General features: G+C 38.6%; 19 protein-coding genes. 12 read left to right on the forward strand and 7 right to left on the reverse strand.

Translation table 11 applies throughout. The features are described 5' to 3' along the window. Nucleotides 1-27: 27 nt before the first annotated feature. Nucleotides 28-1,740, reverse strand: coding sequence for a GMC family oxidoreductase (locus MKY46_RS00865; protein WP_036125775.1), 1,713 nt, complete (start codon nucleotides 1,738-1,740; stop codon nucleotides 28-30). Between the two features lie 13 nt (nucleotides 1,741-1,753). Continuing rightward, nucleotides 1,754-2,500 carry a gluconate 2-dehydrogenase subunit 3 family protein gene (locus MKY46_RS00870; RefSeq protein WP_036125777.1) on the reverse strand — a complete coding sequence of 249 codons (747 nt, stop codon included), beginning with the start codon at nucleotides 2,498-2,500 and terminating at the stop codon, nucleotides 1,754-1,756. A 328-nt stretch (nucleotides 2,501-2,828) separates the two neighbouring features. Between MKY46_RS00870 and MKY46_RS00875 the strand changes: the two genes are divergently transcribed. Next, nucleotides 2,829-4,826, forward strand: coding sequence for a methyl-accepting chemotaxis protein (locus MKY46_RS00875; protein ID WP_036125779.1), 1,998 nt, complete (start codon nucleotides 2,829-2,831; stop codon nucleotides 4,824-4,826). Between the two features lie 46 nt (nucleotides 4,827-4,872). On the opposite strand, the gene MKY46_RS00880 is transcribed toward MKY46_RS00875, so the two are convergent. Then, complete coding sequence (locus MKY46_RS00880) at nucleotides 4,873-6,051, reverse strand: serine-tRNA(Ala) deacylase AlaX (RefSeq protein ID WP_036125781.1); 1,179 nt, start codon at nucleotides 6,049-6,051, stop codon at nucleotides 4,873-4,875. A 157-nt stretch (nucleotides 6,052-6,208) separates the two neighbouring features. Here MKY46_RS00880 and MKY46_RS00885 point away from each other — a divergent pair, with 157 nt between their 5' ends. The 7 genes from MKY46_RS00885 to MKY46_RS00915 all read left to right on the forward strand — a co-directional run bounded on the left by MKY46_RS00885 (nucleotide 6,209) and on the right by MKY46_RS00915 (nucleotide 12,901). Further along, nucleotides 6,209-6,496: a DUF6509 family protein gene (locus tag MKY46_RS00885; RefSeq protein WP_036125783.1), complete on the forward strand. Its 288-nt coding sequence runs from the start codon at nucleotides 6,209-6,211 to the stop codon at nucleotides 6,494-6,496. 224 nt (nucleotides 6,497-6,720) lie between these two features. Next, nucleotides 6,721-7,866: a VanZ family protein gene (locus tag MKY46_RS00890; RefSeq protein WP_036125784.1), complete on the forward strand. Its 1,146-nt coding sequence runs from the start codon at nucleotides 6,721-6,723 to the stop codon at nucleotides 7,864-7,866. Nucleotides 7,867-7,879: 13 nt separating this feature from the next. Then, on the forward strand, nucleotides 7,880-9,214 hold the full coding sequence (locus MKY46_RS00895) for an FAD-dependent oxidoreductase (protein ID WP_089933979.1): 1,335 nt from the start codon (nucleotides 7,880-7,882) through the stop codon (nucleotides 9,212-9,214). 14 nt (nucleotides 9,215-9,228) lie between these two features. Continuing rightward, nucleotides 9,229-9,705 carry a glutathione peroxidase gene (locus MKY46_RS00900; protein ID WP_089933982.1) on the forward strand — a complete coding sequence of 159 codons (477 nt, stop codon included), beginning with the start codon at nucleotides 9,229-9,231 and terminating at the stop codon, nucleotides 9,703-9,705. Between the two features lie 211 nt (nucleotides 9,706-9,916). Continuing rightward, entirely contained in the window at nucleotides 9,917-10,684 is a 768-nt protein-coding gene (locus MKY46_RS00905; protein ID WP_036125791.1) for an ABC transporter ATP-binding protein, read from the forward strand. Beyond that, the gene (locus tag MKY46_RS00910) at nucleotides 10,671-12,539 is read left to right on the forward strand and encodes an ABC transporter permease (protein WP_036125793.1); all 1,869 of its coding nucleotides are present in this window, start codon (nucleotides 10,671-10,673) and stop codon (nucleotides 12,537-12,539) included. Before MKY46_RS00905 ends, MKY46_RS00910 begins: the two co-directional genes overlap by 14 nt. 2 nt (nucleotides 12,540-12,541) lie before the next feature. After that, a complete protein-coding gene (locus tag MKY46_RS00915) occupies nucleotides 12,542-12,901 on the forward strand; it encodes a YxeA family protein (protein WP_036125796.1) in 360 nt (119 codons plus the stop codon). Nucleotides 12,902-13,589: 688 nt separating this feature from the next. Here the strand turns inward: MKY46_RS00915 and MKY46_RS00920 are convergent. Together MKY46_RS00920 and MKY46_RS00925 are read right to left on the reverse strand one after the other, a co-directional pair. Continuing rightward, nucleotides 13,590-14,975, reverse strand: a complete 1,386-nt coding sequence (locus tag MKY46_RS00920) for a sensor histidine kinase (protein WP_058845255.1) — start codon at nucleotides 14,973-14,975, stop codon at nucleotides 13,590-13,592. Continuing rightward, entirely contained in the window at nucleotides 14,972-15,694 is a 723-nt protein-coding gene (locus MKY46_RS00925; protein ID WP_058845256.1) for a response regulator transcription factor, read from the reverse strand. The genes MKY46_RS00920 and MKY46_RS00925 overlap by 4 nt, the downstream gene beginning before the upstream one ends. Before the next feature lie 183 nt (nucleotides 15,695-15,877). Here MKY46_RS00925 and MKY46_RS00930 point away from each other — a divergent pair, with 183 nt between their 5' ends. The 4 genes from MKY46_RS00930 to MKY46_RS00945 all read left to right on the forward strand — a co-directional run bounded on the left by MKY46_RS00930 (nucleotide 15,878) and on the right by MKY46_RS00945 (nucleotide 20,359). Then, nucleotides 15,878-16,492, forward strand: coding sequence for a PH domain-containing protein (locus MKY46_RS00930; RefSeq protein WP_089933986.1), 615 nt, complete (start codon nucleotides 15,878-15,880; stop codon nucleotides 16,490-16,492). Nucleotides 16,493-16,575: 83 nt separating this feature from the next. Then, complete coding sequence (locus MKY46_RS00935; RefSeq protein WP_058845258.1) at nucleotides 16,576-17,934, forward strand: acetamidase/formamidase family protein; 1,359 nt, start codon at nucleotides 16,576-16,578, stop codon at nucleotides 17,932-17,934. 195 nt (nucleotides 17,935-18,129) lie between these two features. Then, a complete protein-coding gene (locus MKY46_RS00940) occupies nucleotides 18,130-18,684 on the forward strand; it encodes an HPP family protein (RefSeq protein ID WP_036124979.1) in 555 nt (184 codons plus the stop codon). A gap of 199 nt (nucleotides 18,685-18,883) precedes the next feature. Then, on the forward strand, nucleotides 18,884-20,359 hold the full coding sequence (locus MKY46_RS00945) for a hypothetical protein (protein WP_036124981.1): 1,476 nt from the start codon (nucleotides 18,884-18,886) through the stop codon (nucleotides 20,357-20,359). A gap of 82 nt (nucleotides 20,360-20,441) precedes the next feature. Here MKY46_RS00945 and MKY46_RS00950 read toward each other — a convergent pair whose 3' ends face one another. Next, nucleotides 20,442-21,647, reverse strand: coding sequence for a M20 family metallopeptidase (locus tag MKY46_RS00950; RefSeq protein WP_036124984.1), 1,206 nt, complete (start codon nucleotides 21,645-21,647; stop codon nucleotides 20,442-20,444). A 12-nt stretch (nucleotides 21,648-21,659) separates the two neighbouring features. Then, nucleotides 21,660-22,520 (reverse strand): MetQ/NlpA family ABC transporter substrate-binding protein, encoded by an 861-nt coding sequence (locus MKY46_RS00955; protein ID WP_058845259.1) that lies wholly within the window; start codon nucleotides 22,518-22,520, stop codon nucleotides 21,660-21,662. Between the last annotated feature and the right edge of the window lie 37 nt (nucleotides 22,521-22,557).

Raw genomic sequence — 22,557 nt, forward strand, 5'->3', positions numbered from 1 at the left:
GCCTTACCTCCTTTAAATATAAGTTTTTTACACTAAAGAACCGCCTGATTGACTATATTTAATAACTCCCTCTGCACAGCGATAAGCAAGTGCTCCTAATGTACCTGTTGGATTGTAGCCGCTATTGTGTGCAAAGTTGCCCGCACTTACCGCGAACAGATTATCAACATCCCAATGCTGTAGGTAATTATTCACGACACCTTGCTCTGGCGTTGAACTCATGACTGTTCCACCTGTGTTATGCGTTGTTTGGTAAGGTACGATATTGTAGTCGGTAATTTCAGCGTTAGGAACAATTGTTTTTGCACCCATCTCTTTCATAATGTCAGCTGCTCTTGCGGAAATATATTTATGAAGTGCACGATCCTGCTCAGTAAAATTGTATGTTAATTGTATTAATGGCAAGCCATAAGCATCTTTATAGGTAGGGTCCAGTGATAAATAGTTTTGCTTATGTGGCATAGATGCTCCTTGCGCACCAATACCGAATGAGCGTGTATAGTAATAAATAGACTGCTTTTTAAATTCAGGTCCCCAAGTAGGCGTATCTGGTGGTGTTGGATTGGAACCGATTGGTCGAGTACCTGTCTGTGTAAGAGCAATGTTTCCTCCGTGAATAAAATCTAAATCACTATGGTCAAAATTATCCCCATTGAAGTCGTCTATACACATGCCTAATGAACCTGCGCCCATAAATGTATTGTATTGTTCATCGAAGAACCCTGCAGCACCAGGTAAGATTTGATAGCAATAGTTTCTGCCAAGTGTGCCTTTACCAGTAGTAGGATCATATCGTTCACCGATGTCTGAGACCATTAACAGCTTGGCATTATTAAAGACATAGCTAGTCAATACAACCGCATTAGCAGGCTGAATAAATTCTTCTCCCGACACAGTATCGATATATCTTACACCAGTAGCCTTATTGCCCTGCTTTAAAATTTCGACAACATTGGAATTGAAGCGTAAATCAAAGTTTCCTGTCTTTAAAGCGGTAGGGACGACTGTAATTTCTGCAGAAGATTTTGCGCCATATTCACAGCCAAACCGTTCACAGAAACCACAATATTGACAAGCATTGATCGTTTCACCATCAGGATTTTTATAAACCTCGGATACGTTGGCAGATGGCACCATATAGGGTGTTAGCTTTAAGCTTTGTGCCGCTTTTTCAAATTGCGTAAGCATAGGTGTTTTTTTCATAGGTGGTGTAGGATAGGGATTTGAACGCTTGCCGCTAAATGGATTTTTATCATCACCTGAAATACCTGCTGTTTTTTCAAATTTATCGAAATAGGGCTCCAGTTGATCGTATGTTAAACCCCAATCCTGTATTAGATAATCTGGTCCAAGCTTGTTTGGTCCATAACGTTTATCTGTTAATGTTTTTATTTGAAAATCATAGGGTAAAAATCGATAGGTCATACCATTCCAGTGCGTTCCTGATCCTCCAAGACCCTCTCCAAGTAGGAAGGAGCCAAGCTGTCGCATTGGCAATGCCTTCATATTGCGATCATTTCGAAAGCTTACCGTTTCTTTAGATAGATTTTGCATCAAATCATATCGAATGGCATAACGGTATTCATCGTGAACATTTAAATAATCTTCGGTACCGCGCTTTTGACCACGCTCTAAACCGACCACCTTTAAGCCGGCTTTTGCACATTCAGCAGCAACGATACCGCCTGTCCAACCTACGCCAACTGTTACAACGTCTACACTAGGTAATGTTTTAGCCATTTTCTAACCCCCCTTAATGATTGCCTAATGGATTAGGCTCAATTTTTTGGAATTTCGCATCTTCTATTTGTGTAATATAAGCCATTTGGTGGCCAGGGAAGCCTTTCATGCGCCAGCCATCCATATTACGATTTCCGCCATACATAGGGTCAGAATAGGCACCCTCTAATGTAGCCGCACGCAGCAGTGTAAAGAAGAATGCGGATGTCACCCCAACCATTTCTATGTCACCCTTTTGAAAGGCTGTTAAAATTTCATCCATCTGTTTACCTTCTAAATCATTAAAGCTCTTTTGATAACGCTTTTGAGCTTCGTCCTCTAATTTTTGAATGCCCTGCCTGAAAATTTCTGCTCGTGTTAAACGACTTTGATAGCCTTGTGTAGGGGCACCTACGTCAAATGGAGCTTGCATATATTCTTTAGAGTTACTCCCATAATTTCCTGCCAGTTGATGATCGATAAAATAGGGAACATCTAAGCCTATAGCGCCGGGCCCTAAATCATCTTCTGGGAAGATACGCTCTGTAGCCTTTGATAAGATACTAAAATCTTTTTCATTTCTAAAAAACATCTTAGCCTTAGGCGAACCAGTAGCCTCATTCGTTTCATGCCCATCATGCTCCAGAGTGGAAGTCCCTTTACCTTGGATGTTGTAGCCTACTAGCCCTCCTATTAATCCACCACCGACTAATGTACCAGCAGCAATACCTGTTGTTTTCAAAAAGTCTCGACGAGAAACATTGTTTTTGTCTGAACTCATAGAAATCCTCCCCTCAAAATGTTTTAAACCGATCCTATTGTTAATAATCAGCAAAAATTGTGAATTATAATCAATTTTTATTGGAAAATGTTTTAATTTCATCCAATGTAGCGAGTATTCTGTCTTTCTATAGCAAACTATATCTATGAATTAAAAAATTTGTAGAAAATTGTTAGCACTATATAGATAGTGAAAATGGTATTATTATACATTTATTAATCATATTGGAAAACTTTTGTTGACTTCTACTTTTTGTGACTTTACTCTGAAGTTATGCATAAATATTCGAATAATATAGCTAAAAACGGAAGAAGTGAGAAAAAGGGATATGTGGATAAAAGGTATTGGTGGTAAATTAATTATTGCAATTATTGCTCTTGTTTTTGTAACTTGCGGCACACTTGGACTATCTACTTGGATCAATAGTACGAATGCAATGAATGAGCAAGTGGAATCCAATTTAGTATCTAGAGCAGAGGATGTTTCACAATACATAGAAGAACACTTCCAACTAACACTGGTAGAGGTAGAAGCAATCGCAGAGCAAGAGGCAGTTCGTAGTATGGACTTTGAAAAACAAAAACAATATTTGTCAAAACGCCTTGCTAATAATAAGAACTACTTAGGTTTTGGCATTATAAAAGCTGATGGGGTAGCCCATTATCTAGATGATACAACTGCTGAATTAGGCGATCGTGATTATGTAAAAGAAGGTTTTACTGGCAAGTCTGTCATGTCTGAAATAACGATTAGCCGTGTAACCGGCGAGCCAGTTATTTTAATTGTTTCACCAATTACTACAGCTACAGGTGAAAAAGCACTATTATTGGCTCGTATTGATGGTTATTATTTATCTAATATTGTCGAGGACATTAAGGTTGGAGACAGTGGCTATGCATTTATGCTGGATGCTCAAGGAACGATTATTGGACATAATAATCATTCCTATGTGAAGGAGCAAAATAATCCAATCGAAGAAGCGGAAGAAACAGGTGTTATGACGGGCAGGGCATTAGCTGCAAAAGAAATGATTACCAATGAAAGTGGCTATTTTTCGTTCGAAACAGAGGATGCTGGTACGAACTTAATGGGCTACCATACCCTTGATAATGGTTGGAAAATGGGGGTTATTGCATTAGAAAATGAGATGTTCTCAGGACTTTCTAAGCTTAAGACGAACTTTATTGTCACGACCATCATTGTTTCGATACTAGGACTATTCATCTCATTTGCTATTTCACGTTCGGTCAGTAGACCACTTCGTCATGTGCTTCGTATTAGTGAAGGCTTATCAGAAGGTGACTTTACACAGGAGATCCCTGAGAAGTATTTAAAGCGTATTGATGAGATGGGGACAATGGCGCGTGCATTAGATCGCATGATTGATAATATGCGAGAAATGGTAGCGAAAGTGAGTCAGGAAGCAACTGCAGTGAATGAAGCCTCGTGTGATTTAATGGGAGATGTCACTGCTGTGACAAAGCATTCTAAGCAAATAGCTAGTGCAATCAGTGAAGTAGACAGGGGGGCACAGAGTCAAACCGTGATGGCAGAAGAAAGTGCCTCTGCAATGGAACAAATGGCTATGGGTATACAAAATGTTGCCGAAGTAGCCTCAGCTATTGCCTGCAATACAGATTTTATTTCCCAGAAAATTAGTGAGAGCAATGAAGCTGTCCAGCAATCTATGCGCCGTATGAATGAGATTCAGGAGGGGACAACAGCTGAGCTAACAATTATTCACAAGCTAGAAAGAGAGTCAGAGGAAATTAGTTTAATTTCTAAAATGATTACAGATATTTCTGATCAAACAAATTTATTAGCATTGAATGCCTCCATCGAAGCAGCTCGTGCAGGAGAGGCAGGTAAAGGATTTGCTGTTGTAGCGGATGAAGTTCGCAAGCTTTCGGAGCAGACAGCAGAGTCAGCTACCAAAATTAATGTATTAATTGAAAGCGTTCAATCCTACACATTAGAGGTAGTAAAGGCGGCAGAATCGGGCGAAGTTCATGTTGAACGCGGATTAGCTTCTATTGAGGCAGTTGGTGAACGTTTTGAGGAAATGGTTCGAGCGGTAGGTGAGATAGCAGGTCAAATTGAAGAAATGAACGCTTCAGCTGAACAAATGTCTGCAAATACAGAGGAAGTTTCAGCATCTATGGAAGAAATGGCAGCAACCGCACATGCAGCAAGTGATTATGTGCATGAGGTAACAGATGCAACAACAGAACAGTTGAATACAGTAGAAACCATGAACGGTCAAACTGAAAAACTATCAGAAATGGCGAAACGGTTATATGGAGCCATTCAAAAATTTAAGTATTAAAAAGGAGGAGCTGTCTCATAATGACGGCTCCTTTTTCATAGTAGAATTAAGCTTTTTCCATAGCTAGCAGTAGTTCTTCTTTGGAAATCATACAATCGCCACCGCCTTGGACCATTTGGTCACTTCCGCCGCCCTTACCATTAATAAGAGGTAATGCCTTCGCGGCAATATCTTTCATGCTTTTGGTAACATTTTTACCTTTTGCTGCAACAAATTGTAGTTTGCCTTCATTTTCAGAAACTAGTAAGGTCATAGCATCTGACTGTTCAGAGACAATCAGACGAGCGATTTTTTGTAGCTCCTGCATTGTTCGTTGATGAAAAGCAGCCGTTACTACACCTTCACTATTAGCCACCAGTGCCTTTGCTTCGTATGTTAGTAACTCCTCTTTCGCAGTAGCAAGTGCTTTCTCTGTCGTTTTTTGGACAGAAAGAACTTTTGTAAGTGCAGTAGCAGCCTCAATCTCTGGAACACTTAATTGTCGAGCAACATCTGCTAATACTTTTTTTCGCATGGCAAGCTCGGCTAAAACACGTTGTCCACAGACAAAAGAAACGCGCACATTGCCTTTCATTTTTTCAGTGCTTAGTATTTTAATAGCACTGACCTGCCCTGTGGATGTTGGATGAGTGCCACCACAGCCGTTATAATCAAAATCAGGGATAATGACCAGTCGAATGTCCCCGGTTACAGCAACTTCTTTCCGAAGATTATAGTTAACAAGCTCATTTTCTGTAATCCATGTTGTTTGAATTGGACGATTTTCTAAGATGATGTCATTGGCTCTTGCTTCCGCCGCTGCAAGCTGCTGTTCAGTCAGCGTATCTACAGCAATATCAATTGTGACCTGCTCACTACCTAGGTGAAAGCTTACAGTCTGTGCATTAAAAAGCTCTATAAATGCCGCTGTTAAAATATGCTGTCCAGCATGCTGCTGCATATGATCGAATCGTCTTGACCAATTGATTTTGCCACGTACTACACCGTCTAAAGTTGATGGATCTCCTTGAATATAGTGACGAATTTCATCATCCACTTTTTCAACATCTATGACATCTACATTATTCAAAGTGCCTGTATCGTGAGGCTGTCCGCCACCAGTTGGATAGAATGCGGTATTGGATAGGACAACATAATGACGACCAGCTTCATCCATTCCTTTGCTTACAAAATTAGCATTAAACTCGTGTAACATAACGTCTTGATAATATAATAGCTCTTTCATGAAAAAGCCTCCTTTTTATATAGGGATTCCTAATTCTAAAACAATTCCATTTTATTCTGGCATAATTACTTACACGTGTATACGGCTTTTCTAGTTGACCCATGCTGAAATTGATTTAATATAGAAAGGAACAGCTAAAGATAAAGGAGCTAGAACAATGGAAATTACACAATTCACAATGGAAGAAATTTTAGACCCTACAAATATTATTGAGGGTAAGCGCTATGAATTTATTTTGGATGTAGAAATTGATGAAGAGGATGAATTATACCACGAAGCAGGTATTGAAATTCGTGTCCTCATTGGTGAAAAGGGCGAATTGCCATTTATTTTAAATTACTTCATCCTGGAAAAGGGTGAGGGTGAATACTTAGATTTTGCATTAGAGGATGATGAACTAGAGGAAATTCTGACATTCTGTAAAGAGGAAATTGCTAAAGTATAAAAAAGGAGCAGGTAGAGAGTATATTCTTTACCTGTTTTTTATGTTGATATAGTAGCTGCCATAGGACGTGATTTCTTTAGAGTAACTACTACTCGTAAGTATGTCAGCTATATTTGGTTGAATTAAGGATTATGTAAGCTTACTGAAATAAATATGTTGTGTTGGAGAACTAAACTTAGTTTTAGTGTTCATAAAAACGGGCATTTTAAAAGAGAGGTGCTTATATGTCAACTTACACAGATTCCATTTTAATAGCGTTTTTTATAACGATTATTTTATCGTTTGTACTTTTTATTCCATGGCTTATTTATACGTATCGTAAATATGGATATTTATCTATGTCCAAAACTATTATTATGTTCTCATTTATTTTTTATTTTTTATCCGCACTATGTTTAGTATTATTGCCGTTTCCATCTACAAGAGATACATGCTCACTCCAATCCGCAGACACTGTTCATACCAATTTGCGACTTTTTCAATTTGTTGAGGATATTTTAAAGGACAGTGGGGTTGTCATAACAAATCCTTCAACATGGCTTGCTATGACGAAACAGCAGGCATTTTTTCAAGCATTTTTTAATTTCTTACTACTGATGCCGTTTGGCGTTTACTTGCGATATTTTCTTAAAGAAAGAAGGTGCTGGAAACGTGCATTTTTAATTAGCTTTTTGCTAACATTGTTTTATGAGGTCACACAAAGAACAGGTATTTACGGCATCTTTAATTGTGCCTACCGCATCTTTGATGTGGACGATTTATTACTGAACAGTGTAGGCGCGTTACTAGGATTCTTTTTAGCACCAATCATATGGGCACTATTCCCTTCGCATGAAGAGGTTGAGGCAAAAGCTGCTGAAATGGAAAAAATGGATATTGTTAAGCCCATTTCTATTTTGCTGGCACTCGTCATTGATTTATGTATCGCACAAATGATATGGATTATGGTTGGCGGTCTGACAGGGTATAGTGGTACATTCGAGTTCTTGGTAAACATGGTCTTGTACATGACCCTCTTTGGCGTGATCCCAAGTATGATGAATGGTGCAACGCTAGGTATGAAGATTATGCGTTTTACAATGGTCAACAAGAATGGCAAAAGTATTGTAAAGCAATCGTGGCGTCGCTGTATTGCTATTGTCGCTACGGCTAGTCTATTCGAAGCCATTTCAACGTTTGGTAGTATTCAATTAAATATGGATTCACCATTTTATGTTCTGCAAATTGTCATTTCTCTACTAGCCGCAATAGCAGGTTTTGCACTTACAATGATTATAGCCATCCATATAATACGTGTCATCGTAAGTGGAGGAAAACGGCGTTTGTATATCGATCAATATGCAGATTTAATGGCAACAAGGAAAAAATAAGGGGGCTTGTAGAATGAAATACGTCATCATTGGGGGAGATGCTGCAGGTATGTCTGCAGCAATGGAAATCTATCGTAATGTGCCAGGGGCAGAAATAACTACTTTAGAACGTGGTTTTATTTATTCATATGGGCAATGTGGATTGCCTTATGTTGTAGATGGACGTATTTCATCAACCAAACGTTTAATTGCACGAGATGTCGAGACTTTTAGAGATAAGTATGGCATTGATGCAAGAGTTGGCTATGAGGTAGAAAATGTAGATATAGAGAAGAAATTTATTACGGGGACACAGGCGAGTGGTGAAGCATTTGAGATTCCCTATGATAAGCTTCTTATTGCTACGGGAGCTAGTCCAGTAGTACCTGTGCAAGAGGGGATTGAATTAGAAGGTATCCACACGGTAAAAACGATTCCTCAGTTGGAGGATTTACTGGCTGATTTAACGCCAGATATTGAACAGGTAACCATCATAGGTGGTGGCTATATTGGATTAGAAATGGCTGAAACGCTACACGCCTGCGGGAAAAAAGTAAGGCTAGTTCAACGAGGAAGCCATGTAGCACGAATTTTAGATGAAGAGCTTGCCCAACATGTTCATGAGGAAGCAAAAAAGAACGATGTGGAGCTATTATTAAATACAAGTGTGGAAGCATTTGAAGGGAGTAAACGGGTCGAGCGTGTCGTCACAGATAACAGTGTTTTAGAAACAGATTTAGTGATTGTCGCTTCAGGTATTCAACCAAATACGCAGTTTTTAAAGAATACTGGAATAGCACTTGCGAAAAATGGAGCAATTATTGTGAATCGCCATTTAGAGACTTCTATTGAAAATATTTATGCAGCAGGAGATTGTGCAACCCATTTTAATATTGTGAAGGAGCGTTTAGATTACGTACCTTTAGGAACGACTGCTAATAAGCAAGGTCGTTTAGCAGGCCTTAATATGTCAGGCAAGTTTGCGCCGTTTAGAGGAATCGTGGGAACTTCTATCTTAAAGTTTTTCAATTTAACCATTGCTACGACAGGCATCAATGAGCGTAAGGCGAAAGAGCTTGGCTTTGACTATGAGGCATTTAAACTATCTGCACGTCATATTGCTGGCTATTATCCAGGTGCACAACGTATGTATATTAAGGTGGTTGTTCGCAAGCGGGACCAGCTGCTATTAGGTGCACAAATCGTAGGTCCAGCAGGAGTTGATAAGCGTATCGATGTATTTGCTACGGCATTGTATAGTAAAATGACATTACCTGATTTGCTAGATTTAGATTTAGCCTATGCACCACCATTCAATGGTGTTTGGGACCCATTACAGCAGGTGGCACGAATGAATGGACGTTTATAATAGGAGGTAGAGAGATGAGCATTTATGATATTAACGTAACTTTAGAAGATGGTACTGTCTATAGCCTCGAACGTTATAAGGGAAAGCCTTTGCTAATTGTTAATACAGCTTCCAAATGTGGCTTTACACCGCAATTTGAAGAATTAGAAGGTCTTTATGAAAAATATCAGGAAGCAGGTCTTGTGGTACTTGGTTTCCCTTCAAATCAATTTAAACAAGAGCTAGCGACTGCTGAAGAAGCTGCATCACAGTGTCGTCTGACATATGGAGTGACTTTCCCGATGCATGAGATAGTTAAGGTAAACGGAAAAGAAGCACATCCTATTTTCGATTATCTAACTTCTCACTCCAAAGGATTTTTAGGCAGTAGCGTGAAGTGGAATTTTACAAAATTCCTTGTAAATCGCGATGGTGAGGTTGTAGGGCGCTACGCCTCAGCAGATAAGCCAAGTAGCTTTGAGGACGATATTCAAAAGGTTTTAGGACAATAGATTAAAATGGTTCATGCACAGTTATTTGTGTATGAATCTTTTTTTATGTCAATCAATTTTAAAAGTTGGGGTATACAAAAGGGAATGGCTTCGATAAAACGTAGGAATTAATCGATAACTAGCGATTGATTTAAGGTTGCTGTAAGCTTGCGACAAATTTGTTGTAAGTTTGAGGTCGTATACTAAAGTCAGAAAGAAGAGGTGAGCGTATATGACGCCATTATTAAAGGTACAAAACGTTGGAAAAACTTACGGCAAAGGCGCAAATACTTTTACAGCGCTATCGAATATATCATTTGAAGTAGAAAAAGGAGAGTTTGTTGGTGTAATGGGTCCTTCTGGGGCCGGGAAATCTACCCTTTTAAATGTATTAGCAACGATTGATACGCCAACGACTGGTGAAATAATTATTGGGAATACTAATTTAGCACGTATGAAGGATGCCGAATTAGCGGATTTTCGTCGCGATAATTTAGGATTTATTTTTCAAGATTATAATTTACTCGATTCTTTGACAGTGCGAGAAAATATTGTTTTACCACTAGCTATTGCGAAGATGCCAACAAAGGCTATCAACGCAAGGGTTGAGCGGATTGCTGCATTATTTGGTATAAGTGACTTGCTTGATAAATATCCTTATCAAATTTCAGGAGGACAAAAGCAGCGTACTGCGTCGTCACGAGCATTAGTGACAGAGCCAAAGCTAATCTTTGCGGATGAGCCTACAGGTGCACTTGATTCAAAATCTGCAACAGATTTACTAGAAAGCTTAAGCGATCTAAACCAATCTCAAGCCGCAACGATTATGATGGTTACCCATGATGCTTTTGCAGCTAGCTTCTGCCAGCGGATACTATTTATTCAAGATGGACAGCTTTCTAAGGAAATTCAACGTGGGACTCTAACAAGGAAGCAATTTTTCCAAGAGATCTTGCAGGTGCTGTCTAGCATCGGGGGTGGAGTAAATGACGTTATTTAGTTTAGCGCGCAAAAATATTCAACGCAATTTGTCGAATTACTTTTTATATATTGCCTCGATGGTATTTAGTATCGTTATTTACTTTACATTTGTGACGCTCAAATATAATGATGATCTTTCGGCCTTAAAACAATCATCACAACAAATAAAGGGGTTGATGAGTGCATCGTCAGTAGTGCTATTATTCTTTATTGTCATCTTTATGGCCTATTCCAATTCATTTTTTATGAAGAAGCGGAAAAAGGAAGTAGCCCTCTATTCATTGCTAGGTGTGCGTAAGCAAAAAATTGGCTTAATGCTCTTTTTTGAGAATTTAGTTATAGGACTTGTTTCTCTAATACTTGGTATCATTCTAGGGTTCTTTATGTCACAAGGGCTGTTAATGATCTTAGTACGCTTAATGGGCTATGAAGTGGTTGGTAGTCTGACATTTTCGATGGAGGCATTAATTAATACGACTGGCATATTTACACTACTGTTTTTATTCACATCATTGCAAGGCTATCGTGTTATTTATCAATTTAAGCTAATTGATTTATTTCACGCTGACAAACAGGGTGAGCAAATTCCACGTGCCTCTTTAGTAGCTGCTTTACTCGGTACTGCGCTAATTGCATTTGGATATTATACAGCTGCCTCTGATATGTTTACGAGTGAAATATGGAAATTCTTCACTATGTTAGGTACGCCATTAATGGTCATAGGTGTAACGATTGCAGGAACATATCTTTTATTCCATAGTGTGAGTGTTTTTGTGTTAACAGCATTAAAAAAAGCCACATCATGGTCATGGAAAGGCTTAAATTTAATCGGTGTTTCTCAGTTATTATATCGTATTCGAGCTAATGCTAAATCGCTGTCGATCATTGCAATTTTAAGTGCAACAACGATTACAGCAGGTGGCGGTGTCTTCGGCATGTATTACAATGCAGAAGCAAGTGTGCGTCAGATGCTGCCAAATACATTTATGTGGAAAGGCGAGACGGTAGAATTTTCTCAAGAAGATGTCTTATATAATGAAGCAGTGGCTGTGAAAAATTTACGTGTTGATAATGAATTCTCGTTTTTCGAATATACATTATTGAAGGAATCTGATTATAATCGTTTAGCGAAATTACAAGGTAAGGATGAAGAACTGCACATTGCAGATGGCTCTACAGTTTTACTTGATGCAGCCTATGATGAACGATTTTCACATGATTTTACGGGTGAGGACTTTAAGCTACAAAACGGAGATTCCTTCCATGTAGAGAAAATGTACAAGGAAAGCGTGCTAAACTTTATAGCAGCGGGAACAGTACTCGTTGTGAATGATCAGGAATTTGCGACTACAAATGCCGAAGAGCTCATCATGCAGGTTGTTGGATTGGACAATGATTTGAAACAACAGAACGTTTCACAAGATATTTATAAACAATTACCTACTGAACAACAAGAAACTTTCTCTAGTGTTCCACAAAGCTATGAGGATGGTTTAGCAACAGTTGGTGCACTATTGTTTGTGGGAAGCTTCTTAGGTCTCGTTTTCCTAGCGGCAACAGGCAGTATTATCTATTTCAAAATTTTAACGGAAGCTGAGGAAGATCAGGCGAAATACGCTATATTAAATAAAATTGGTGTGAATAGTAAGCAAATTTTAAAGACAGTTGCAGGACAGGTGGCTGTGATCTTTAGTGCTCCACTTATCGTCGGCATTGTGCATAGTGCTTTTGCGTTACTAGCATTTTCACAGCTATTTGGTATGAATATTACAAAGCCAGTCATTTTGTGGATTGTTGCATATTCAACTATTTACTTTATTTATTATATCTTTACCGTGCGTTCGTTCTATAAAATAGTGAGACAGGGGAATTAAATATGAAAAAAGTATTTTTCGGAATAGGTGCATTGTTCATCTTATTCGTGGCAGGATTGGTTGTATTGATGACTGTAGACTTTAATCGGTTAAATAAAGACACATACTATGTCCATATTACAGCTGAGGGAGAAGTAGAGGAGTATAAGGTTGATAGCGGTGAAATCTTTAAAATGTACTGGTACGAGCTACCTGCTTACAATAAAAATGGCGAAGAAAAAACATTAAAGTTTTCAGCCCACAAAAATTTACGCCAGGATGCTTATTTAAAGCTTTATGTGAAAAAGGAAACGGAAGTCTCTTCATTTGATGAAGTAAAATTCCACGAGTTACCTGCAAAGGTGCAAGATCAAATGAAATAGCAAAAAGGTGATGTCAATAGCAGAAAAAGAATCTTTAGCAAGGTGAGAGGTTGATTTCCGTTCCGCCAGCGCCCTTTCCAGGGGGCGTCCGATGAGCCGCTTCACTCACTTACGCTCGTTCCAGGGTCTCATCTGTGACGCTAAATCCCCTAGGAGTGACGCTGGCTCCACTCCAATCAACCATTCTGCAAAGTGTCTTTACTTTTTTCATAGGAGTATAGCGATCAAATAGCCCATTATCTGTATTCTTAGAGGGGATAAGCTCTTATTTTCAATGTGGAGAAGTGATACGTGACAACACCTCTCCATAAAGAGAAGTGAACACCTTCACTTTATTTAAAAACCTTTGCTAAAAAGGTAACACTTTTGTGGATTAGAGTGGAGGGCTACTTGACTCCCGTGGGATAGCGAGACAGGCGAGCCTCTAAACGGAGCGGTAGCGGAGGAAGCGGCTCGGCGCTCGCCCACAGGAAAGCAAGTAGCCTGCAGCGGAAATCCATTTTCACCTTTCACAAAAATGCTATGGATAGTTTTGTTTTTCAACACTCTGAGGGGTGTCTCAAAAGTTATTTGAGACACCCCTTTTCTGCACGAAAGCGAAGTGTTACGAAGCGCCAGTGCCAAAAGTATGTTTGAAATTTATCGTTTTTCAAAGAATGCTGCTAGTTAAATTTTGGGTTTTCGTTTATTAGGTATTCCTTTTTAAATAAATGTTAACGCTTGTACCTTTCCCTTCTTCAGAGCTGATACTTACGGTTCCTCCATGGGCCTCGATAATATCTCTAGCAATAGCTGTACCTAAACCAGTGCCAGTTGTTTTTTCCGTATTTGTACCTCGGTAATAGCGTTCAAAAATATGTTCCAGATCCTCTGCTGCGATCCCTCTACCATTATCGGAAATCGTAATAGAATCTTCATCAACTGACACAAGTACGGAAACATCAGGAGCATTATGAAGGATGGCATTGTGTAAAAAGTTCATAATAGCTCTGCGCATAAAGTGCTCGTCAATTTGATGCAGACTGTCCTCGGTGGCTGTCTCAAACTCAAGATTAGCAAGCTCATATTGTGGTGTATTCAATGTATCGATTACAATTTCACGAATAAATGGCACCATATTCACTTTTTTTAATGTGAGAGGAAGCCGTTGATGTCTTAAACGCATTGTTAAATTTAAATCATCTAATAGATCTTGCATATGCAATGATTGTTTTTCTATAATTTTTGCGTACTCTGTTTGCTCACTAGGTGGCAATTTTTCATCATTCAATAGCTCTGCGTAGCCACGAATAGAGGCAAGTGGTGTTTTCATATCGTGTGAAACATTACTAATCCATTCCTCACGCATAACTTCTAGTCTCTTTCTCTCTTGTTCATGGGCAGCTAGTTCTAGTGATACTTCATTTAGATTTTCAAAAACAGGCTTGTAAACTCCTCCAGGCGCTTTGTCGGACGAATGTTTATGATCTTTTAAATGGTGAATTCGTTCAATCATCGCATAAAGAGGCTTCGTTAATGTGCGCCCAAAAAGCCAGCCTACCAATGTTGCTACTAACAAGTCCGCAATAACGATGAACAAGCCGAATTTCCCGATAAACTGTAAGATTGATGTGCCAGAAAAATGCATAACATATCTTGTAACACCACTACCTTGAATGCCAATTAAATAACTAAAATCATCCTTATTGCCAATATAAACCGTAGTATTAGAATCAAATTCTTTATATTTATATACCTGAATTAAGTCGATGGGTGTATAGTGCGAGAGTGCTTTTTCTGGTACAAAATGGGCGTCAATAACTTGACCATTTACATCAAGTAATTGAATCCAAGCATTTCGCAGATGCAAATGTTCAAGCCCATCTGCACTTATTGAGGGAACCCCATTTTTAATTTCGATATATTTTTGGAATTCGCGTACAAAGTTTTCTTCTTTAGTTGCAGAAGCACCATCAGAATCAGTAGCTAACCGATAAGTGAGCAGACCTACTAGAATGGCAGTATTGACAAAAATAACGATGATGACAATAGAAAGTACAGAAAGGAGGAAACGCGCTGTTAATCTCCACTTCATTCTTGTGCCTCTTTTGGTACGACGAATTTATAACCAAGTCCTTTAACAGTGGTGATATACAGAGGTTTTGAGGCATCCTGCTCGATTTTTTCACGCAAACGACGGATATGCACCATGACTGTATTATCTGAACCGAAAAAGTCCTCTCCCCAGACACGTTCGAACAGCGTTTCTTTACTTAAAATTCGATTAGGATTGTGCATAAAGCACGCCATTAAACCAATTTCCTTTGCCGTTAACTCCAATAAAACGCCATCTTTATGAACTTCAGTTTCATCGGTATTCAGCTGGAATGGTCCATGCTGTAGTGCTTTCTTGGTAAGGCTCGGAGCAGTATCTTGAGTTTGGTAGCCAGCTCTTCGTAATTGGGCCTTTACACGATAGGCAACCTCTTTAGGGCTAAAAGGCTTAGTAATGTAATCGTCTCCACCAATGGCTAGCCCTAAAATTTTATCAATTTCCTCGTTTTTAGCAGACATGAAAAGTACAGGCACATGTGAGACTTCACGGATACGTCTACATAAATCGTAGCCCTCACCATCTGGAAGCATGACATCTAGCAGTACAATATCTGGTTTTGTTAGTTGAAAGCTTGTCCAAGCATCATGAATGGAGCCAGCCGTATAAATTTGTTTGTAGCCCTCTTTTTGTAAGCTTACTTTTAACAGATTAGCTAAATCAGCCTCATCATCCACTACTAATATAGTTGGTTCTTGCACTTATTCACACGACCTTTCGATTTGGAAGAATCCTTTTCTGACAATCATTATAAATGAAATATACATGAAAGAGGAAATGAAGTATTGATTATATGAAAATTTGTATACAGTAGGGGAATGTGTTATGAAACTTTTACAGTTTCTAAAGCGTAAAAGGAGTATGACGATTTAGGAGGAATGACGGTGTTCAAAAAAATAGCAGCAGATGCACTTGGACTTTCAGATATTGGAGTAGTTGTGCCACAAGTGGATTATGATAAAACAGATGCAGATGATTTTATCTTACATGAAATTGACGAAAAAATATATTTTTTAATTAAAACGAAGGCAGATGAGTACTGCTTTACGAATCGTGCCATTATTCATGTAGATGGCGAGAGTGCCATGAATAAAAAAAGATTATTGCGACGCTATGACTATTCTATGTATGCCATTACAGATGTTTTTCTAGAAACAGCAGGAACAATTGACCTTGATGTCGAAATTAAGTTTACAATTGGTAATTCTCCACTATCCATCGACATCCATAAACGCTTTATTGATGACATTAAAGACCTCTATAAAGCACTACATGCTATTAGCTATGAGCAAAAACACAATGCCTATAAGCTAGAGGTAGCAGAAAAAAGCTTAAACATTGCTTCTTCATCACTTGGACGGATGGGCAATGATAACATTTCCCCATCTACGTCATTCGAGGAAATCACACGCTTTGCGAGTACTTGGATGATCGATCATAAAGATAAGTACAAAAAAGAAGACTTCTCACATATTTTTGATTTATACATAAACAATTGATAAAAATAGCTCTCTGCAAATGTGGAGAGCGTTTTTAACATATAACACTTACATAAAAATTAGAACCAGGAGTGTGACGAAAAATGACAAACGAATTGCATGTGCTTGAAAAGGAAGGATTAGAAAATGATGACTTTATACAGCAACCGCAAGCCGCTGAGACATTGTTCGTAAATGAGTTCATTGATGGTATTTTAGATCCTTCACAGAAGATGTTAGGGCCCATTAAAGACGGTGGAACGATCATTGCCAATACAGCACCTGGATGCTGGGGACCAATGCTTACACCTACTATTCGTGGGGGACACGAAGTAACAAAGCCTGTTTTTGTAGAAGGCGCTGAGGTGGGTGACGCCATCGTCATAAAAATTAAATCTATTCAGGTCACATCTCTGGCAACCTCGTCAGGTTACGATGAGGCGATTATAGATCGATTCATTGGCGACCCGTTCGTTTCTGTCAAATGCCCAGGTTGTGGCAAGTTACATCCAAGCACAATTGTCAAAGGGATAGGTCCACAAGCGATTCGCTGTTCAACCTGTGATACAGAAACGGCACCATTTAAAATGATAAACGGCTATACAATGGCCCTTGATCAAAAAGGCCAAATAGGTGTCACTGTTGGAAGAGAGGGGGCTCGCCGTATCGCCCTTGATGCTAAAAATTACATGAGAACACCTGAAAATTCTGTACAAAATCCAGTTGTTGCATTAGCACCAAGCGACCTAGTAGGTATAATGGCGAGAATGCGACCTTTTTTAGGACAGCTTGGTACAACCCCTTCAAAAGCAATGCCGGATTCTCATAATGCTGGTGATTTTGGTTCGTTCTTAATTGGAGCACCGCATGAATATGCCTTTACACAAGATGAATTGGATTTACATCGTACCGATGGTCATATGGATATAAGTAGAGTACGCGAAGGGGCAACGATTATTTGTCCTGTAAAGGTTCCAGGTGGCGGTGTCTATATTGGGGATATGCATGCTATGCAGGGAGATGGGGAGGTTGCAGGGCATACAACAGATGTAGCTGGTATTGTACAGCTACAAGTTAGTGTCTTGAAAAAAGTAGCATTGGAAGGCCCAGTGTTATTACCAAACGAAGAAGATTTACCTTATACAGCAAAGCCCTTTACGAAGGAAGAAAAGCGCCGTGCACGAGAGCTAGCAGAGGAGTTCGGTGTGAAACAGGTAGAGGAAGCATTCCCTGTATCTATGATTGGTTCTGGAAAAACGCTAAATGAGGCTACGGATAATGCAGTCCAGAGAGCTGCAAAGTTATTTGAGATGAGTGAGCCAGAAGTATTAAATAGAGCGACGATAACAGGTTCCATTGAAATTGGACGTCATCCAGGAGTTGTCACAGCAACCTTCCAAGTACCTAAAACGATATTGAAAAAGGTACGAATTTATAAGACAGTGAAAAAGCAATATGATTAATAGATGAATTCATTCTAAAGCAAACTGTTAAAGGTTTGCTTTTTTGTATGGGTTATGGGGTGGCAAAGTAAGAATTTGTCTGAAATATGAAGTTTAGATTGAATTCTAATGTTGTGTTGATATAATAGGTAAAGTTTAAAAATGATTAGCCTAACCGAATTTAAATAGAACGTAGCATAGAAAAGTTGGTGTCGAATGACAGAGTTTTTTGGTGTGGAAAATAAAATAGAGAAAAAGAATAGTATAAAACCTTTTATATTAAAAATGAGAGGAGGGGGACATGCCCCCTCTCGAACAAATTTTGCTGATGCCATCACGGGAGCAATAGGCGGCTTAATATGTATTTTTGTTTTGCTATGGCTAACAAATTTTACAGAGGCACCTTGGCTAATGGCTTCACTTGGTGGTAGCTGTGTACTTGTATTTGTCGTCTGGAATGCACCGTTATCTCAGCCTCGAAATATTATTGGCGGCCATTTCATTTCCGCCTTTATTGGTTTGGCTATGTATGCACTATTAGGCTCGAGTATGCTGTCTATTAGTTTAGGCGTAGGGCTAACAATATTTTTTATGGCCTTCCTGGGCATTATCCATCCGCCGGCAGGTGCCAATCCTATAATTATTATTTTAGGAGGCTATGGTTGGAGTTATTTAGTAACACCTGTGTTAATTGGAGCTGTCATTATTGTATTTTTCGGATTGTTGATAAATAATTTACGTGAAAAAAGAAAATATCCACTATTTTGGTGATGGAGATTTCCATCTATGAAGTGTATTCACTTGATAGGTGGTTCTTTTTTGTTTGAGAACATTTTAGCTAGGCATATCACTAATTTTTTAGCATATTTTACTTAAGATTTGTTATATTGAAGAAAGAGTGTTAAAAACATGTATTTGAATGATAGGGGAAGATCTTTGTTGGTCGAATTTGATGGGAGGCTCCAATTTTATGCTGTTGGACTGTGATGAGCAATTATTCATGGCTTATAAACAAAAAAGTGAAAAGGGTGCTGAAAATTTACTAGCAACATGGCTGGAGGCAGAGTCAAATCTGCAGGAAGATCCAAAAATACTTGGTACTTCGCTTTCACCAAAGCTATTTTTAGTAAATGAAGAAACGGCTAAGAATATTGCCTTTTCCACAGCTCGTAAATATTGGGGTCGTGTATCAACAGAAATGCAAATGTATTTTGACAAATATGGCTTAGATGCAAAATTTGTGAATGAACGGCTCAATGCTTTTTTTTATACACAAAAAGGAAAAGAAACTTTTTTTGAGCAACTCTTTGCGCAACACACAATAGACTTAGAACGACTAATTTGGCTAGTTTTTGGGAAACGAATGCAAATAGCAATGCCAGTTAATGAACTACAAACAATTATTTTATATAAATTTCAAGATGAATATTTAGTGCATATGATGTATAAAGAGCATGCATCTTTTTGGCATTGGCTTTTTACAAAAAAGGTTTATTCACTGCTTATCCACAGACCCTTAGAGCAATTCACATTTCTTTATGAAATAATGGGACATTTTGAGCAATCTATGAAAGAAAATTGTGAACATGTGGATAACTTTGTGAATAACTATAAAACGATACTGGATAAGTGTATAACTCATGTGGATAAGCACAATGCTAGCTGTTTGGCAAAAAAACAGTTACGTCTTTATCAAATTGTTGTACACTACCGATTGGCTGAGGGAGATAATAACTGTGTGAAGGCACTTATTACGTCCTTTGAGGCGGATTGGCGCTATTCAATGTATGCATTAACGGAGAAGGAAAAAGTGTTAATAGCCTATCTACTATTTCATATAGCACATCAGGAGAAGGATAATGAATTAGTTATTCAATATGGGGAATATTTATTAGAGGATGAGCGACTTAATAATTATGCAATCGAGATAATGCTTGAATATAAAGAGTTACTACCAAATCGTAAGCCGACTCCTCCTGCAATTATTAAAAACTATGAACTAAATTTTTTAGAGAATTTGTATGCTATATTGCTGGATCATTACGTAAGAATGGGACGTTATCAAGAGGGGTTAGTCCTTTTAAAAGAGCATGTACTAGCATCCAATAAAAAAATACATGCAGCATTAGTGGAGGGGAGTTGTAGCAATGAACAATTGATTGCAATTGAGGCATATGTTCAGCAGGATATTGCATTACACGTTAATAATTCATTACAGCATATTGGGTTATCTGTGGAAGAATGGCGTCAACATTATCGCCAATCAGAGGCTCCTTATTATTTTGTAGCTCAAAGTGCCTCTCTCCATCTATTAAATATTTTAAAGATTTTATTTGTAACAGAGCACTATGAGCTTTTTGAGAAATTAATGGAAATCTACAAAAAGTATTTATTGATTGACGATCATTTTGAAAAGCTACGAGTATTTATAAGTGCATATGTATAAAAGTAGGGCTGTCCAAAAAGTTGATCTTCGGCAACTTTCTGGTACAGCCCTGTTCCATATGCAAATAATGTTAGAATGAGTTTTAGAAGTTTTCTTTCTGTGCCTTCGCTGTCTCAAAAGAAGCTTTTATTTCACTTAAAAGATCACTATCTTTTAATAAGCGATAGCCAGCTGAAGCAAGTGCTTTTGCTCCTTTTATTAAAGCTGCATCACCTTCAGGGGATTTAGCAGCTTCTCTAAATTCATTTGTATGCCCAATTAGATCGTCTGGGCCAATTTTTATATATGGATGTGCTGTTGGAACCTCGTAGCTAATATTCCCAGCATCTGTTGAACCTTTGCCTTGTCCTCGAATTGTCCAAACCTTTTCTCCTAAAGCCTCTAACTCCTCTTGTAAAATATTATCTAGTACAGGATTTAGCACAAAATCCTTTACTTCATTTTGGAATCGTTCAATTTTTACCGTTGCCCCGGTTGCTAGTGCAGCACCTTCAGCAATTGCACGTACCTTTACTGATACCTCCTCTGTTTTTTTCCATGAATCCGCACGAATGAAGAATCTTGCTGCTGCATATTCAGGAATAATGTTTGGTGCATCCCCACCATGTGTAATAATTCCATGAATTCGAACATCTGTAGGAAGCTGCTGGCGTAGAGCATTAATCCCAACAAAAAGCTGGATCACTGCATCTAATGCATTAATTCCTTCCTCAGGAGCCCCTGATGCATGTGCGGCTTTCCCGTAAAAATGAAAATCAAGTGGATCAACGGCAAGTGTTTCGCTTGTTAGAGATGTTTTTCCTGCTGGATGAATCATTAAAGCGACATCTACTTCCTTTAAATAGCCATGTGCTACAAAGCTTCCCTTTGCACTGCCGTTTGGACCACCCTCTTCAGCAGGTGTTCCTAAGACGACGACACTTCCACCGGTTTCATCTAATGTTTTAGAAAGAGCAATTCCGGCTGCGACACTCGTTGTTCCGATAATATTATGACCACAGGCATGCCCTAAACCTGGAAGAGCGTCATATTCAGCAAGAAAGGCAATTGTTGAACCAGGTTTTCCACTGTCTTTCACTGCATAAAAGGAGGTTTCATGTCCAGCAACGGCTGTGTCTACTTTAAATCCTGCATTCGTCAAGATTTCTACATGCTTTTGACTTGCGAAAAACTCCTGATTCCCTATTTCTGGATTGGCATGGATTGCCTGGCTAGTTTCAATATACAATGCTTGATTTGTTTCAATGGATTCCTGGATTAGTTCAATTCCCGATAAAGTTTTGCTCATATTTATCTCCCCCTATAGTCCTTTGCTTTGTTTTATTAACTCATCTTTTGATAAATCAACAACAATAGATCCTCCATTTGTTTCTGCCTCGACTGCCTTCATTACGTCTTCCTCATGATACAGCTCGACAATTCTCTGATATGTTTTATTATCTTGATCATCTGCTCGTGCAGCAAAAATGTTCACATAAGGTAAGGCGTTTGGATCGTTGGCATCTTCAAGATAAATGGGGTCCTTTACGGGATCAAACCCAGCTTGTCCAGCAACTCCATTATTAATAACGGATGCAACTACATCTGGTAATACACGTGGTGTTTGTTGAGCTACAATCGGTAAAATGTCTAAATCTTTCGGGTTGTCGACGATTTTACTTGGGTCACCGAAGAGACCAAAATCATCTGCCAATTTAATTAAGCCAGCTGATTCTAATAATCTTAATGCACGAGCCTGGTTGGAAGGGTCATCAGGGATAGCAATTTTGTCACCTTTTTTAATTTCGTTAACATCCTTCACTTTCTCTGAATATATTCCCATTGGAGCAATAACAGTAGCACCGATTGGAACTAAATCGACATTATTTTCTTTAGTAAATTGTGTTAGAAACGCGATATGCTGAAAGGAATTAATATCAATTTCTTTATTTGCTAATGCCTGATTCGGCAATGTATAGTCAGAGAACTCAACAAGCTCAATTTCAATCCCTTCCTTTTTAGCTTTCTCTTTTAAAATCGGCCATACTTCACCATCTGTTCCAGTTACACCAATCTTTACTTTTTCTTCTTTCTTAGCATTATCTGTAGCTGAATCAGACCCACAGGCAGCCAATGCTAATACTGCTGTTAAAACTAATAAAATACTAAACCACTTTTTCATTATTGATCTCCTCTTTCGTTGTTTTATTCAAATGAAA

It is taken from the genome of Lysinibacillus sp. FSL M8-0355, assembly GCF_038008985.1.
Taxonomy (GTDB): Bacteria; Bacillota; Bacilli; order Bacillales_A; family Planococcaceae; genus Lysinibacillus; species Lysinibacillus fusiformis_D.

Excerpts from the sequence above, each read along its gene's own strand:
- MKY46_RS00870 (WP_036125777.1), bottom strand. The coding sequence starts at position 2,500 with ATGAGTTCAGACAAAAACAATGTTTCTCGTCGAGACTTTTTGAAAACA.
- MKY46_RS00920 (WP_058845255.1), bottom strand. The coding sequence starts at position 14,975 with ATGAAGTGGAGATTAACAGCGCGTTTCCTCCTTTCTGTACTTTCTATT.
- MKY46_RS00915 (WP_036125796.1), top strand. The coding sequence starts at position 12,542 with ATGAAAAAAGTATTTTTCGGAATAGGTGCATTGTTCATCTTATTCGTG.
- MKY46_RS00880 (WP_036125781.1), bottom strand. The coding sequence starts at position 6,051 with ATGAAAGAGCTATTATATTATCAAGACGTTATGTTACACGAGTTTAAT.
- MKY46_RS00885 (WP_036125783.1), top strand. The coding sequence starts at position 6,209 with ATGGAAATTACACAATTCACAATGGAAGAAATTTTAGACCCTACAAAT.
- MKY46_RS00910 (WP_036125793.1), top strand. The coding sequence starts at position 10,671 with ATGACGTTATTTAGTTTAGCGCGCAAAAATATTCAACGCAATTTGTCG.
- MKY46_RS00895 (WP_089933979.1), top strand. The coding sequence starts at position 7,880 with ATGAAATACGTCATCATTGGGGGAGATGCTGCAGGTATGTCTGCAGCA.
- MKY46_RS00875 (WP_036125779.1), top strand. The coding sequence starts at position 2,829 with ATGTGGATAAAAGGTATTGGTGGTAAATTAATTATTGCAATTATTGCT.
- MKY46_RS00940 (WP_036124979.1), top strand. The coding sequence starts at position 18,130 with ATGACAGAGTTTTTTGGTGTGGAAAATAAAATAGAGAAAAAGAATAGT.
- MKY46_RS00905 (WP_036125791.1), top strand. The coding sequence starts at position 9,917 with ATGACGCCATTATTAAAGGTACAAAACGTTGGAAAAACTTACGGCAAA.
- MKY46_RS00865 (WP_036125775.1), bottom strand. The coding sequence starts at position 1,740 with ATGGCTAAAACATTACCTAGTGTAGACGTTGTAACAGTTGGCGTAGGT.
- MKY46_RS00890 (WP_036125784.1), top strand. The coding sequence starts at position 6,721 with ATGTCAACTTACACAGATTCCATTTTAATAGCGTTTTTTATAACGATT.
- MKY46_RS00945 (WP_036124981.1), top strand. The coding sequence starts at position 18,884 with ATGCTGTTGGACTGTGATGAGCAATTATTCATGGCTTATAAACAAAAA.
- MKY46_RS00955 (WP_058845259.1), bottom strand. The coding sequence starts at position 22,520 with ATGAAAAAGTGGTTTAGTATTTTATTAGTTTTAACAGCAGTATTAGCA.
- MKY46_RS00950 (WP_036124984.1), bottom strand. The coding sequence starts at position 21,647 with ATGAGCAAAACTTTATCGGGAATTGAACTAATCCAGGAATCCATTGAA.
- MKY46_RS00900 (WP_089933982.1), top strand. The coding sequence starts at position 9,229 with ATGAGCATTTATGATATTAACGTAACTTTAGAAGATGGTACTGTCTAT.
- MKY46_RS00935 (WP_058845258.1), top strand. The coding sequence starts at position 16,576 with ATGACAAACGAATTGCATGTGCTTGAAAAGGAAGGATTAGAAAATGAT.